This window comes from Streptomyces caelestis (genome assembly GCF_001279005.1).
In the GTDB taxonomy this organism is placed as follows: domain Bacteria; phylum Actinomycetota; class Actinomycetes; order Streptomycetales; family Streptomycetaceae; genus Streptomyces; species Streptomyces heliomycini.
In genome coordinates this window covers 47,642-60,808 of the sequence record NZ_LGCN01000177.1, presented here as the reverse complement: position 1 = coordinate 60,808, position 13,167 = coordinate 47,642, and the positions used below count along the sequence as shown (strand labels likewise).

The following is a 13,167-nucleotide window of genomic DNA, read 5'->3' as shown; positions in this document are numbered from 1 at the left end:
GCCCGGCTCCGGTCCGAGGCCCGCTGGACCGCCCGTTCGGCGACCTCCGGGGGAGTCACCGAACGGGCGGTCCGGACCGCGAAGCTTTGTCCACCACTTGGGGGTACATGTCATGAGCGAAGCCAAGAAGGACCCGGAGATCACCACGCTCGACCAGCACGCGCCCGCTCCGCCGAGCAAGGGTCCCGAGATCACGACGCTCGACCAGCACGCGCCCGCTCCGCCGAGCATCGGCGAGGTCACCACGCTCGACCAGCACGCACCGGCCCCGCCCGCCCTGGACCTGGACGGCCGGTAAGGAGTCGAGGGCACTTCCATCCCGACGGGGGGTCGGCCGCGGCGGCGCGGAGGGGGAGCCGCCGCGGCCGACGTATGTCCACGAGAACTGCCGGCCGACCGCACGACCGGGGCGGACGGGCCGGGGTCGCATGCGGCGATCCGGGGCACGTCCTCGCCGTCGCCGACCTCCACCCGGACCGGCACCGTCCCGGACCCGGGTACGGCGACCTCCTCGGACCGGGTGACGACCTCCGCGCCGGCCGCGTCCTCGAAGATCACGGTGACGGTGAACACGCCGTCCGCGGTGTTCGGGTTGGTGACCTCGACCGTGGCGTACGGGGTCTCCTCCGAGGCGCAGTCCACCAGCGCCACCGTGGCGTCCTGCGGGGACGTCGACGCGTCTCCGCCGCCCCCGCCGCCGCCCGAGGTGTCGTGGTCGTCGTCATCGTCGTCGTAGTCACGGTGCGAGCCGCCGCCCGAGGTCGACGAGTCGTGGTTCTGGCCCGAGCTGCTGCACCCGCCGCCCCCGTCGCCGCTGCCGCCGTGGCCGCGGCCGGTCGAGAAACCGGTGAGGGTGAGGACGGCGAGCGCCGAGACCGCGGCGAGCCCGAGTGTGTTCCCCCGGGGATTCATGGCCGTCAGGCCGTCGAGCCCCGCGTCACGGGCACGTCACCGTCCGGCGACCGTCGCGTACCCGGCGTGGCGACCGCGGTGGGAGCGGCGGGCCGCCGCTCCCCGCGGCGGCGGCCGCCGTCCGGCCACCCTTCCGTGCGCCCCGGTACGAGGGCCGTCCCGCACCCCGCCTACGTCGTGCGCGCCGTCCCCGTCCCCTTCTCCGCGTCCAGCGCGTACACGCAGCGGTCCTTGCTGCACGCGTACACCACGCCGTCCCGAACCACCGGGGAGCCGGTGATCTCACCACCGGTCGCCAGCTTCCACCTCAGGCGGCCGTCGTCGGCCTTCAGGGTGTAGAGCAGGTGGTCGCTGGAGCCGAAGTGGATGCGGCCCTCCGCGACCGCGGGCGCGCCCACGATCTCGCCGCCGGACTGGAAGCGCCACTTGGGCGTGCCGGTGACCGCGTCCAGCGTGTACAGGCCCTTGCCGCTGCCCACGTGGACGTGGCCGGCGGCGACCAGGACCGGGTCGACGGAGGCGCGGGACTCGGTGGCGATGCGCCAGCGGTCGCGGCCGTCGGTGGCGTCGAGGGCGTAGACCGTGCCGAGGTAGTCGGCGAGGTAGAGGCCGCCGCCGGTGACCGCCGGGCCGGGGACGAACGCGGGCGGGGCGAGGAAGACCGCCGGGGCCTCGAAGTGCCAGCGGACGTGGCCGGTGGTGACCTCCAGGGCGAGGACCCGGGTGCCGGCGCAGACGTAGACGTGGCCGTCGGGGGCGTGCGTCACCCGGACCGGCACCCCGCCGCAGGAGGCCGCGTCCCCGATGGGGTACGACCAGCGCTCGTCGCCGGTGCGGGCGTCGAGGGCGCGCAGGCGGGCGTCCTGCCAGACGTAGACCGTGCCCTCGTGGACGGCGGGGCCGGCCTCGGGGGACTCGAAGTCGGTCTGGCAGCCGGTGACCTCCCACAGCTTCTGGCCGGTGGACGCCTCCCACGCCTGGACGCCGCCGCCGCGCGTGCCGGTGACGACGGTGCCGCGGTCGGCCTTGAGGGAGTACACCCAGGCGTCCGTGGACAGCCGCCACAGGTCGCCGCCCTCGCGGGCGTCGAGGGCGAACAGGGTGGGTCCGTCGGAGGCGTGGATACGGCCGTCGGCGACCGTCATCGACCAGGCGACGTCGCGGGTCTTGAAACGGCGCCGGCCGGTGGCGACGTCGAGGGCGTGCACCTCGAAGGAGGTGACGTAGACGAGGTCGCCGTCGACGGCCGGGGTGCCCCAGACGTCGTTGGACATGCGGAAGCGCCACGGGCGCCAGCCGCCGGGCTGCTCCGGCGGCGCGGCGGGCGCCGGTACGGCCGGGTCGGCGCCGTTGACGCCGGGGCGGGGCTTGGACCAGGTGGCGGCCAGGGCGGCGGCCGGCGAGGGCGCCTTGGCGGCGGCCGCGCGCGCGTCGGCGACGCGCGGGCCGGGTCCGATGGGCACCGCCACGCCCGCCAGCCGTACGGGGCCGGTGTCGGGGGCGCCCGCCGGAGCGCCCACCGGCGCGGGTCTGGACGGGGGCGGCGGCGGGACGACCGGGTCGTGCGGGGGCGGCGGGGGGACGTGGGGGCGGGCCCCGCCGCCGCTGCGGCCGGTCCCGTGCGCGGGCCTGACCGCCGTCCGGCCGCCCCGCCGCGTCTCGATCAGGCTCACCGCCCGCTCGGGCAGCCACGCCGACGCCGTACCGCTGTCGTCGGAGCCGGAGCCGAACAGGTGCGGGGCGAGCTGGGCCTGGAGGTCGGCGGGGTTGGGCCGGGCCGTGGCGTCCATCTGCATGCAGGCCTCGATGAGCGGGCGCAGCTCGTCCGGGAGACCCTCGAGGTCCGGACCCTCGCGCAGCAGCATGAAGACGGTCTCGACGGGGTTGGCGCCGTGGAACGGCGGATGCCCCGTGGCGGCGAAGACCAGCATCGAGCCGAGCGAGAACACGTCGCTCGCGCCGGTGACGCTGCGGGAGTCCTTGGCCTGCTCCGGGGACATGTAGGCGGGGGTGCCGACGGCGACGTTCGTCATCGTCAGACGGGTGTTCGAAACGCCGGAGGCGATGCCGAAGTCGATCACCCGGGGGCCGTCCTCGACGACGAGGACGTTGGAGGGCTTCAGGTCACGGTGGACCAGCCCGGCGCCGTGGATCGACTGGAGCGCCTCCGCGACGCCCGCCGCGAGCCAGCGCACCGCCTGGGCCGGGAGCGGCCCGCACTCGTTCACTATCTCCTCGAGGGAGGGCGCGGGAACGTACGCGGTGGCCAGCCACGGCACGGCGGCGCGCGGATCGGCGTCCACGACGGCCGCCGTGTAGAAACCGGAGACCGCGCGGGCCGCCTCGACCTCGCGCGTGAAGCGGACCCGGAACAGCTGGTCCTCGGCCAGTTCGGTCCGGACCGTCTTGATCGCCACCCGCCGCCCGGACGCCGAGCGCGCGAGATAGACCAGCCCCATGCCGCCGGCTCCCAGCCGTCCCAGCACCTCGAACGGCCCGATACGCCGCGGATCGTGCTGCGTCAGCTGATCCACCACTTGCCTGCCACCTCCCCGTACGAGTCGCGCCACCACCTGTGCCCGCGACCGTAGTGCAGCGTCTCACCACCGCACCGCCGTGGCGGCACGCACCCCGATTGTTCCTGGCCGCGCCCCCGGTTGCGAACCGGCCGACAAATAGGGTGTCCAGGTTTCCATACGACACAGGTGATGAAAACGGCTCATCGGCGCAGCAGCGCGAAGGACGCCCCCTGATCGTCGGTGACCACGGCCGCCGTGCCGTAGGACGTCTCGAAGGGCGGGACCTGGACCCGGCCGCCGAGCCGGACCACCTCCGCCATGGCGGCCCCGGGGTCCGGGGTGGCGAAGTGGACGAGGAAGTGCGGCGGCATCTCGGCGGGGAAGACGTCGGAGACCGGCGCGCGGCCGAAGTCGGGGTCGGCGTCCGGGCCGAACAGGGCGTCGTGGAAGAGGCCGCCGTAGAAGGTGTTGGCCGTCCGCGTGTCCCGCGTGTACAGCTGCACCCAGGCGAAGGTGCCCGGCTCGTGGCGGCGCCCGAAGCCGGGGGTCCGAGCGCCCTGCCAGAGGGAGAACACCGCCCCCTCGGGATCGGTGACCAGCGCGGTGACGCCCAGGTCGCCGAAGGGGACCGGCGGGGCGACGACCTGCCCGCCGGCCGCGTGGATCCGCCGGCACAGCGCCCCGGCGTCCGGGGTGGCGAAGGACACCGTCCACACGGTGGGCAGCCGGCCGTCCGTCTTGTGCGCGAGGGAGGCGACGGGGGCGCCGTCCTTCGACGCCCGCACGGTTCCCTGGGGCTGGTCCTCGAAGGTCCACCCGAAGAGGTCGCCGTAGAACCGCTTGCCCGCCTCCACGTCGGGCAGCTGCGCGTCCACCCAGCAGGGGGTGCCCTCCGTGTACTCCGATGCCCTGTTTTCGGCCATGCCGCCAAAGTAACCGCGTCGCCCGCAGGCCGCAGACCAGGCACACCAGCCTCCAGGGACCCGCACACCCCATTTGCAGTCGGCCGAATCGCGCTCGGATCACCCGTCGGTAAGCTGACGGCATGACAGGACAAGTGCGTACCGTCGACGGCCGTGTGGCCGGCCGGCGTGGGCAGGCGACCCGGCAGAAACTGCTCGACTGCCTCAGCGAGATGCTCAGCTCCTCCCCCTACCGGGACGTCAAGGTCATCGATGTCGCACGCAGGGCGGGCACCTCGCCCGCGACCTTCTACCAGTACTTCCCGGACGTCGAGGGCGCCGTCCTGGAGATCGCCGAGCGCACGGCCGCCGAGAGCTCCGGGCTGAGCGAGCTGCTGGAGGGCCGTTCCTGGGCGGGGAAGGCCGGCTGGCAGACGGCGCAGGAACTCGTGGACGGCTTCCTGCAGTTCTGGCGCGACAACGACGCGATCCTGCGGGTCGTGGACCTCGGCGCGGCCGAGGGCGACAAGCGCTTCTACAAGATCCGCATGAAGATCCTGAACTCCGTGAACGCCTCGCTGGCGGACGCCGTCACCGAACTGCAGGCCAAGGGCCGGATCGACAAGGACGTGAATCCCGCGGCGATCGCCGGCTCCCTGGTGGCCATGCTCGCGGCCGTCGCCTCCCACCAGAAAGGTTTCTCCTCCTGGGGCGTGAAGCAGGCGGAACTCAAACCGAACCTGGCCCTGCTGGTCCACCTGGGGATCACCGGCAAGAAGCCGGCGAGGTAGGCGCCCGGCGGTCCACACCGATGCACGGTCGCGCAAGTCCTGTCAGACGGGCGGCGGTTCACTCCGGTGGGCCGCCGCCCGTCGCTTTCCGCACGGCGCCGGGGAGAAGGGGAACACGGCGCCGCCCGGACGGTGTTGTGCATCGACGAACCGACCACGGACCCGAGTGGACACCCGACGCGCACGTCGCAGGAGGAACCCGGAATGGCCCTGACCCGCGAAGAACGCGAACAGTTCCTGGCCGAGCCGCACGTCGCGGCGCTGGCGGTCGACGCGGGGGCCGGCCGCGCCCCGCTCACCGTGCCGATCTGGTACCAGTACGAGCCCGGCGGCGACGTGTGGATCATGACCGGCCAGGACTCGCGCAAGAACCTGCTGATCGGCGCGGCGGGGCGGTTCTCGCTCATGGTCGACCGCCTCGAACCCACCATCCGCTACGTCTCGGTCGAGGGGCCGGTGCTCGACACCACCCCGGCCACGATCGAACGGCTGCGGGAGATCTCCGCGCGCTACCTGCCGGCCGACAAGGTCGAGGGCTACGTCGACTTCGCCTGGAAGAACCACGGTGAGCAGGTCGTCGTGCGGATGCGACCCGAACGGTGGGTGTCGTCGGACCTCGGATCGGTGTGAGCCCGCCGGACGCCCGACAATCGGTCCATGGAACCCGATCTTCACGAGCTGCTGAGGTCGCTGCGGGTGTGGGACCCGGAGGTCACCGACCTGCCGGCGTTCGACCCGGCCGCCGCGCCCGCCGAGCCGCTGCCGCTGTTCACCCGGTGGTTCGCCGAGGCCGTGGCCGCCGGCCAGGCCGAGCCGCACACCATGTCCCTGGCCACGGCGGACGCGCGGGGGCTGCCCGACGTACGGATCGTGGTGCTGCACGGCGCGGACGACGACGGCTGGTCCTTCGCCACCCACGCGCACAGCCGCAAGGGAGGCCACCTCGCCGCGCGCCCGTACGCCGCCCTGGCCTTCTACTGGCCGCTGCTGGGCCGCCAGGTGCGGGTGCGCGGGCCCGTCGGGGCGGCCACGGCCGAGGAGGCGCAGGCGGATCTGCACGCCCGTTCCACCGGGGCGCTGGCGGCCGCGCTGACCGGCAGGCAGAGCGCGGTCCTCGGATCGGCCGAGGAACTGGCGCGGGCCTCAAAGGCGGCGTGGGAACGGGCGCGGCACGCGCCGGACACCCCGGTCCCGTCCTGGACCCTGTACCGGCTGCGGGCGGACGAGGTGGAGTTCTTCCAGGGCGAGGCCCGGCGGCGGCACGTACGGCTCCGCTACCGGCGCGGGGCGGAGGGCTGGGTCAGGGAGTCGCTGTGGCCCTGAGGACGGGCTCCGGGCCGGTGGCGGGACGGGCGTGCGCGGGGACACCGCGGCGGCCCGCCTCGACGGCCGCACCCACGACTCCACACCGGCGAAGGACCCGACACCGGGTCAAGGAATCGCCGCGCCCGTGAGCGCCGGCTCCGGGTCGGTGGCGAGACGGGCGTGCAGATGGGCGTCGCGGAACGCGTCGCGGCGGCCGGCCTCGAAGAGGGCCCCGCGCATCGTCCCCTCGTGACGGAACCCGCACCGCTCGGCGACCCGGCAGGACGCCCCGTGCCCGACGGCGTGGTCCAGCTCCAGCCGGTGCAGGCCGGGTCCGGTGAACGCCCAGTGGGCGGCGAGCAGCAGCGCCCGGGTGGCGACGCCCCGGCCGCGGGCCTCGGGAAGCACCCAGTAACCGACCGCGCCGCGCCGCAGCGCCGGGTGGATCTCGTTGAGGCCGATGTGTCCCAGCACCGTGCCGGTGCCGGCGTCGGCGATCCGGAAGGACGCCCCCGTGCCGTCCGCGTCGCGCCGCGCGGCCCGGCGCAGCAACTCCCGGGCGCCGTCCGCGTCGGTGACCGGCTGGAGCGGGGTGTTCCAGCGCCGGAACTCCGGGTCCGTGAGGCCGCGCAGCCACGTCTCCACGTCGGCCCGGCACTCCGGGTCCCAGGCGCGCAGGCGCAGTCCGTGACCGCGGACTTCGGGGAGGGTCCGGGACGGGGTGTGTTCGGGTGAGGAGGACATGGGGGCATTCAAGCGCGCGATCCCCGCACACGTGATCAATCCGCAACCAATTCCGGTCTTGACCGAGACCCATCAACCGGGTGCGTGATTACGCTCGCGCTCATGGCCGACTCCTCCGACTCCTCCACGTCCGCGCGGCCCGCCGCGCCGAACCGGGCGGACCGCCCCGTCTACGTCATCGGCGGCGGACCGGGCGGGCTCGCCGTCGCGTACGCCCTGCGCGCCCGGGGGGTGCGGGCCGTCGTCCTGGAGCGTTCCGACCGCGTGGGGGACTCCTGGCGGCGTCACTACGCCCGGCTGCGACTGCACACCACCCGGCGCCTGTCCGCGCTGCCCGGGCTGCCCATGCCGCGCCGGTTCGGGCGGTGGCCGGCCCGCGACGACGTGGTCCGGTACCTGGAGAAGTACGCCGAGCACCACCGGCTGGAGATCGTCACCGGGGTCGAGGTCTCGCGGGTCGAGCGCACCCCCGACGGCACCGGCTGGCTGCTGCACGCCACCGGGGGCCGCGAGCTGACCGGCGCGGCGGTCGTCGTCGCCACCGGCTTCAACCACACGCCCCGCGTCCCCGACTGGCCCGGCCGGGACACGTACGCCGGCGAGTTCCTGCACGCGTCCGGGTACCGCGACGCGAAGCCCTTCGCCGGCCGGGACGTGCTGGTCGTGGGCGTCGGCAACACGGGCGCCGAGATCGCCGTGGACCTGGTGGAGGGGGGCGCCTCCCGGGTGCGCCTCGCGGTGCGCACCCCTCCGCACATCGTGCGCCGCTCGACCGCGGGCTGGCCCGCGCAGTACTCGGCCGTCCTGGTGCGCCGGCTGCCGGTCGGCCTCGTCGACCGGCTGTGCCGGGTCCAGGCGAGGGTGGCGCTGCCGGACCTGTCGGCCCAAGGGCTCCCGCGCCCCGGGACCGGTCTGTACAGCCGGGTGCTGGAGGGTGCCATCCCGGTGCAGGACGTCGGCCTCGTCGACGCCGTGCGCACGGGGGCGGTGGAGGTCGTGGCCGCGGTGGAGGGGTTCGAGGAGGGCGAGGTCGTCCTGGCGGACGGCGAGCGCGTCCGCCCGGACGCGATCGTGGCGGCCACGGGCTACGCACGCGGCCTGGAGGGGCTGGTCGGCGGGCTCGGCGTCCTGGACGACCGCGGCAGACCGGTCGTCCACGGCGCCCGCACCCCGGCCGACGCGCCCGGCCTCTACTTCACGGGCTTCACCAACCCGATCAGCGGCAACCTCCGCGAACTGGCGCGGGACGCGCAGCGGATCGCGAGGGCGGTGTCCCGCGCGGGGGGAGCCTCCCGACTCCCCGCGTGACCGCGGGCGGTCCGGGCCGGCGGGCGGCAACCGGGGGCGGTCGCGACGGCCGGAGGCCGAGCGGGAGGCCGTCCACAGGCTGTGGACGGACCGGGCGCCCCCGTCGGCGGCGGCGGTGCGGCGCTGTGCGCCCCGAGCACGGCAGCGCCGCACCGCTCTTCGGTTCGGCGTTCCCTCCCGGGCTCCCCCTCGGCCCCGGGGGGCGACGCCGCATCACGACCCACGCTCGTCGAGGGCTCCCGTCGTCGGGCCCTCGCCGTCCCCTCGCGGCGAATCGCTGACGAACAGAGTGATCAAACGGTCACGGCACGTCAATACCGATTCGGGTGATGATGAACGGGTTGAGTCATATGCCCTGTTCGTCGGGACCGCGCACGGAAGCACACCCGGCGCACCGCATCACACCCTCACCCGTTCGACCGACCCGCCGTGCACCCGTGCCCCCGCGGGGGCACGGGGAACCGCGCGGACGGCCCCCACGCACCGGCACCGGCCGACGACACGGATGAGCCCGAGCCCTCCGGCGCCCACCCCGCACACGCGTCCCGCGTGTGCTCACACCGCCTCGTACGCCAGCCCTCCGCACGCCGACGCCCCGCCGGGCACCCGCGAACAGCGGTCCAGCTCGCACCAGATCCGCTTGCCGGCCCCCTCCGCGCTCCAGCCCCAGCGGTCGGCCAGCCCGTCCACGAGGGCGAGCCCGCGTCCGCCCGTCGCCTCGTCGTCCATGCAGCGCGGCACCGGCGCCCGTGCGCTGCGGTCGGCCACCTCCAGGCGGACGGTGGCCCCCTCGGCGTCCGTCCCCGGCAGGGAGAGCCGCAGGACGGCCGGACGGCCGGTGTGCACCACGGCGTTGGTGACGAGCTCCGAGACGAGCAGGACCAGGATCTCGGCGAGCGGTTCGTCGGCCCCTATGCCCGAGCCGGCCAGCCGCGAGCGGGCCCACCGCCGGGCCCGCCCCACCTCAGCGGGGTCGGGCCGGATCTCCAGCTGCACTTGAAGCACCTGCACCGCTCACACCATCCGAACCGGTGGACACTTGGACTCGCGCCTCACGAGGGCCACGATCGTAGCCATCTTCCGCATGGCCGGAACAACGGCCGGGGCGGGGGTCACGGAACGTGAATCCCCTGTGGAACAGCATGGTTGACGTACAGTCACCCCAACAAGCGCTTCAGGCATATTCCAGCGCGAAGGAGTACACGTGCGGCATACTGTGCGACGCTCGCCACGGGAAGTCGAACGGGGACCGGCGTTCCGCCTGGCCACCCGGCGGGCAGCCGCGGGCACCGGCCGGTACGGAGTCGCCTCGGGGGCGACTCCGGCGCGGTGCGTGCCCGGGACCACTCGCATCTGACACAAGGTACCGGAGCGGACGTCCGACTCCGGGCCGTGACGAGTGCCGCACAGGACACGAGCCGGCATCAACCCTCCGTGATCACGGAAATGCCACGATCCGTGACATCCGCGCGGAGGCGTTCTACTCGGGGACGGTGAAGTAGCGGGCGAAGGACCGGACGATCTCCTCCTCGCCGATCCTGCCGTCGCCGTCGGAGTCCAGCGCGGCGGCGGCCGTACGGGCGAGGTCCCCGGGAACGCCGAGCACCCCGAGGACCCGTGCGGTGTCCTCGACGGTGGCCGCGCCGTCGCCGTCGGTGTCGGCGACGGCGAGCGCCGCGTGCAGGAAGGGGCGGGCGATCTCGGCGAACCGGTCGGGGTTGTCCCGCAGCCGCTTGACCGCGCCGTTCACGAACTCCTCGCGTGTGATGCGCTGGTCGCCGTCGCGGTCCGCGATCCCCGCCATGCCCTGCCAGAACGCCTCGGCGCCGACGTATAGGGCCTGGCCCCGGTCGGAGCGGGCCGCGGTGCCGAACTCGGCGAGCAGCGCCTTGGCCGCTCCGCTGAAGTCCTCGCGGTCGATGTAGCCGTTGCCGTCCTGGTCGAAGCCGGTGAAGCGGGCCGCGATCCTGCGCTCGTACTCGCTGGTGACCATGTCTCTCTCAGGCCGCCTTAGGTCGGTGGGGTCGTCTCGCTGGGAGCGTACGTGGTGGAGGGCCGCCGGGGAGCCGGAAAGCGACGCCCGGGGCAAGACCGGGGGAACGACGGGACAAGCGTGTGACACGCGTGAGCGCCCGCGCGCGGCGTCACGCCGGCAGCGGGCGGGAGTCCTCGTCGACCGCGGAGGGGACGTCCGGGTGGATCTCGAAGAGCCGGCGGACCCCGAGGGCGCCGAGCACCTTGTTGACGTGGCTGCCGTCGGCGGCGCCCCGCGCGGGGAGGATCAGCCGCAGGCTGCCCCGGCAGGAGCGGAGCAGCCGACGGGAGGCGATGAGCACGCCGACCCCGCTGGAGTCGCAGAACCACACCTCGGAGAGGTCGAGGACCAGGCTGTGCCGGCCCTCGGCCACCACGTCGTGCACCCGCTGGCGCAGCACCGGGGAGGTCAGCAGGTCCAGTTCGCCCGACACCCGGAGCACGGCCCATTCGCCGTGCTCCTTGTCGGTCACTGTGAAGGTCACCACCACGCCCTTCGCTCACCGAAACGGAAGCAGTCCCTACGCTTCCTTGCAGCGCGGCTGCCCACCGGCCGTTCCCTGAAACGCGAGCCGAGAAACGGCCGCCGAACAGAAAGGGCTTGTTCCAGTCGCCTTCGATCCGATTCGATCGATTTCAGTCGGCCCGGAGGAGGGCGGGCGCGCACCGGACGGCGTCCGACATGGGCGGGCGGCCCTTTAGCACCTGCGGCTCCTCCAGGGGCGCACATTGCCGTAAAGGGGCGTGCGCCCTGCTCCGTGCCGACTACATTCCTGGAGTCGCCGACCACACGCCGGACCCGGGCACGACCGACCCGGGACCGGGGCGAGGAACAGGGGGTGAGGGGCCGCATGCCGAAAACGGACGTACCGCCCCGCTGGGACCGCACGATGCAGCAGCGGCTCGCGCGGGGGGAGGCGGCCGCCCTCGGCGAGCTCTACGACCGGTTCGCCTCGCTCGTGCACGGCCTCGCCCACCGCGTCGTCGGCGACGAACACGCCGCCGGCGCCGTCACCCGCGACGTCTTCGCCCACGTCTGGGAACACCCGGACTCCTACGATCCCGCGCAGGAACCCCTGCGCACCTGGCTCGCCGCGCTGACCAGCCGGCTGGCCGTACGGCGACTGCGCACCACGGAGACCGCGGCGCTCGCCCGCGGCGGCCCCGGCACCGCGGAGGACCTGGAGCGCACGGTGCGGCACGCCTCGGTGGCGGCCCGCGCCGACTACATCGTCCAGTCCATGCCGGCGCCGCTGCGGGCCGCCCTGGAGCTGGCGTACTTCCAGCGCCGGGACTACCGCCGGACCGCCGCCGACCTGGGCGTCACCGACGACGAGGCCCGCCGCCGGCTCCGCCTCGGCCTGCAGCTCCTGGCCACCGCGCACGACACCGGGGTCGGGGGCGCCGCGTGAGCGGGCACCCCGTCGGCCACGTCGTGCCGTACGACGCACCGCGGGAGGCTCCCGGACCGCTCGTGCCGGAGCACCACGTGCTGAAGTCGCTGCTGGGCGCCTGGGCGCTGGCCGCCTGCGCGCCGGCGGAGGCGGCCGCCGTCGAGGAGCACCTCGGCGCCTGCGGCCCCTGCGCGGACGAGGCGCTGCGGCTGCGCACGGCGGTCGGCCTGCTCCAGCGGCCCGAGAGCCTGGACCTGGACCCCGGCCTGCGCACCCGCGTCCTGGAGTCCTGCCTGGAGCGGCGCCCGCCCCGCACCCCCGTGCCGGAGTGGGCCGCCGCCTACGACGCCGAGACCGCGCGGCTGGACGCGCTGCTCCAGGACTTCGGCGGCTCCGAGTGGCACGCGCCGGTGCGGCTGCGCTGGTACGAGTCCGACGAGGCGAGCAGCCGCCGCACCACCGTCGCCGGGGTCATCGCGCACCTGCTGACGGTCGACGGGCTGGTCGCGGTCGCCCTCGGCCTCGACGACCCGCTCGGCGACGCCACGGCCGTCCGGCCCACCCCGTGGGACCGCACCGAGGCGTACTGGCGGGCCGCCCGCTTCCCGCCCACCCGCTCCGTACGGGCGCCCTGGCGCAGGCAGAGTCACGACCTCGTGCGGACGGTGTCCCTCGCGGACGGCGGCGCCGGACGGCTGCCGGTGTCGTACGGCGACTACGCGCTGCCGCTGCACGACGCGATGCTGGACCGGGCCTTCGAGTGCTGGGTGCACGCGGAGGACATCGCCGAGGCGGTGGACTACCCGTACGACCCGCCCTCCGGACGGCACCTGCACCGCATCGTCGACCTGGCCGCGCGGATGCTGCCGGCCGTCCTCGAGCACCGCCGGCTGCACGGGCTGGCCTCCCCCGTGGAACGGCGCCTGGTCGCCGCCGGGGAGCCGGGACGCAGCCTGCGGCTGGAGATCGAGGGGTCCGGCGGCGGCGAGTGGCTGATCCCGCTCGACTCCCCGGCCGCGAAGGGCTCCGCGGAGCACGAGGTGGCGCACGTCGCGCTGGACGGGGCGGAGTTCTGCCGGCTGGCTGCGGGACACGTGCCGCCGCGGGAGGCCGCGGTGGGGCAGGTCGGGGACCGCGCCGCCATCAGGGACGTGCTGATGGCGGCGGCCGGCATGAGCCGGATGTAGGGGCGGGCCGCGGTAGCGCGGGCGGCCGCGGGTGAGAAGGGGCGCGGGACCGTATCGACATGCGACTCCGC

The 13,167-nt window shown here is 74.6% G+C and carries 14 protein-coding genes; 8 read left to right on the top strand and 6 right to left on the bottom strand.

The features are described from left to right. Positions 1–112: 112 nt before the first annotated feature. A complete protein-coding gene (locus ADK41_RS15700; protein WP_030822130.1) occupies positions 113–298 on the top strand; it encodes a hypothetical protein in 186 nt (61 codons plus the stop codon). Positions 299–520: 222 nt separating this feature from the next. Further along, positions 521–736 carry a hypothetical protein gene (locus ADK41_RS41685; RefSeq protein WP_030822133.1) on the top strand — a complete coding sequence of 72 codons (216 nt, stop codon included), beginning with the start codon at positions 521–523 and terminating at the stop codon, positions 734–736. A 346-nt stretch (positions 737–1,082) separates the two neighbouring features. On the opposite strand, the gene ADK41_RS15690 is transcribed toward ADK41_RS41685, so the two are convergent. Next, positions 1,083–3,449, bottom strand: a complete 2,367-nt coding sequence (locus tag ADK41_RS15690; RefSeq protein WP_053670256.1) for a PQQ-binding-like beta-propeller repeat protein — start codon at positions 3,447–3,449, stop codon at positions 1,083–1,085. Positions 3,450–3,631: 182 nt separating this feature from the next. Further along, positions 3,632–4,354, bottom strand: a complete 723-nt coding sequence (locus tag ADK41_RS15685; protein WP_030835431.1) for a VOC family protein — start codon at positions 4,352–4,354, stop codon at positions 3,632–3,634. Positions 4,355–4,488: 134 nt separating this feature from the next. Between ADK41_RS15685 and ADK41_RS15680 the strand changes: the two genes are divergently transcribed. The 3 genes from ADK41_RS15680 to ADK41_RS15670 all read left to right on the top strand — a co-directional run bounded on the left by ADK41_RS15680 (position 4,489) and on the right by ADK41_RS15670 (position 6,447). After that, positions 4,489–5,124, top strand: coding sequence for a TetR family transcriptional regulator (locus tag ADK41_RS15680; RefSeq protein WP_030835429.1), 636 nt, complete (start codon positions 4,489–4,491; stop codon positions 5,122–5,124). Between the two features lie 204 nt (positions 5,125–5,328). Further along, positions 5,329–5,754, top strand: a complete 426-nt coding sequence (locus ADK41_RS15675; RefSeq protein WP_030835426.1) for a pyridoxamine 5'-phosphate oxidase family protein — start codon at positions 5,329–5,331, stop codon at positions 5,752–5,754. A 27-nt stretch (positions 5,755–5,781) separates the two neighbouring features. Further along, positions 5,782–6,447: a pyridoxine/pyridoxamine 5'-phosphate oxidase gene (locus ADK41_RS15670; protein WP_030835422.1), complete on the top strand. Its 666-nt coding sequence runs from the start codon at positions 5,782–5,784 to the stop codon at positions 6,445–6,447. Positions 6,448–6,555: 108 nt separating this feature from the next. Here ADK41_RS15670 and ADK41_RS15665 read toward each other — a convergent pair whose 3' ends face one another. Further along, entirely contained in the window at positions 6,556–7,173 is a 618-nt protein-coding gene (locus tag ADK41_RS15665; RefSeq protein ID WP_030835419.1) for a GNAT family N-acetyltransferase, read from the bottom strand. A gap of 102 nt (positions 7,174–7,275) precedes the next feature. Here ADK41_RS15665 and ADK41_RS15660 point away from each other — a divergent pair, with 102 nt between their 5' ends. Further along, positions 7,276–8,481, top strand: a complete 1,206-nt coding sequence (locus tag ADK41_RS15660) for a flavin-containing monooxygenase (RefSeq protein WP_030835415.1) — start codon at positions 7,276–7,278, stop codon at positions 8,479–8,481. 555 nt (positions 8,482–9,036) lie between these two features. Here ADK41_RS15660 and ADK41_RS15655 read toward each other — a convergent pair. The 3 genes from ADK41_RS15655 to ADK41_RS15645 form a co-directional block, all read right to left on the bottom strand. Next, the gene (locus ADK41_RS15655; RefSeq protein WP_030835412.1) at positions 9,037–9,477 is read right to left on the bottom strand and encodes an ATP-binding protein; all 441 of its coding nucleotides are present in this window, start codon (positions 9,475–9,477) and stop codon (positions 9,037–9,039) included. Between the two features lie 484 nt (positions 9,478–9,961). After that, positions 9,962–10,474 (bottom strand): EF-hand domain-containing protein, encoded by a 513-nt coding sequence (locus tag ADK41_RS15650; RefSeq protein ID WP_030835409.1) that lies wholly within the window; start codon positions 10,472–10,474, stop codon positions 9,962–9,964. Between the two features lie 151 nt (positions 10,475–10,625). Further along, a complete protein-coding gene (locus ADK41_RS15645; RefSeq protein WP_030835406.1) occupies positions 10,626–11,006 on the bottom strand; it encodes an STAS domain-containing protein in 381 nt (126 codons plus the stop codon). Between the two features lie 360 nt (positions 11,007–11,366). On the opposite strand from ADK41_RS15645, the gene ADK41_RS15640 reads away from it, so the two are divergent. Both ADK41_RS15640 and ADK41_RS15635 read left to right on the top strand, forming a co-directional pair. Beyond that, positions 11,367–11,927: an RNA polymerase sigma factor gene (locus tag ADK41_RS15640; protein ID WP_030835403.1), complete on the top strand. Its 561-nt coding sequence runs from the start codon at positions 11,367–11,369 to the stop codon at positions 11,925–11,927. 23 nt (positions 11,928–11,950) lie between these two features. Further along, positions 11,951–13,096, top strand: a complete 1,146-nt coding sequence (locus tag ADK41_RS15635; protein WP_037805236.1) for a zf-HC2 domain-containing protein — start codon at positions 11,951–11,953, stop codon at positions 13,094–13,096. The last annotated feature ends 71 nt before the right edge of the window (positions 13,097–13,167 follow it).

Bases quoted from the DNA above. Each gene is read 5' to 3' on its own strand.
- ADK41_RS15700 (WP_030822130.1), top strand. From the start codon at position 113: ATGAGCGAAGCCAAGAAGGACCCGGAGATCACCACGCTCGACCAGCAC.
- ADK41_RS15685 (WP_030835431.1), bottom strand. From the start codon at position 4,354: ATGGCCGAAAACAGGGCATCGGAGTACACGGAGGGCACCCCCTGCTGG.
- ADK41_RS15675 (WP_030835426.1), top strand. From the start codon at position 5,329: ATGGCCCTGACCCGCGAAGAACGCGAACAGTTCCTGGCCGAGCCGCAC.
- ADK41_RS15670 (WP_030835422.1), top strand. From the start codon at position 5,782: ATGGAACCCGATCTTCACGAGCTGCTGAGGTCGCTGCGGGTGTGGGAC.
- ADK41_RS15665 (WP_030835419.1), bottom strand. From the start codon at position 7,173: ATGTCCTCCTCACCCGAACACACCCCGTCCCGGACCCTCCCCGAAGTC.
- ADK41_RS15660 (WP_030835415.1), top strand. From the start codon at position 7,276: ATGGCCGACTCCTCCGACTCCTCCACGTCCGCGCGGCCCGCCGCGCCG.
- ADK41_RS15650 (WP_030835409.1), bottom strand. From the start codon at position 10,474: ATGGTCACCAGCGAGTACGAGCGCAGGATCGCGGCCCGCTTCACCGGC.
- ADK41_RS15640 (WP_030835403.1), top strand. From the start codon at position 11,367: ATGCCGAAAACGGACGTACCGCCCCGCTGGGACCGCACGATGCAGCAG.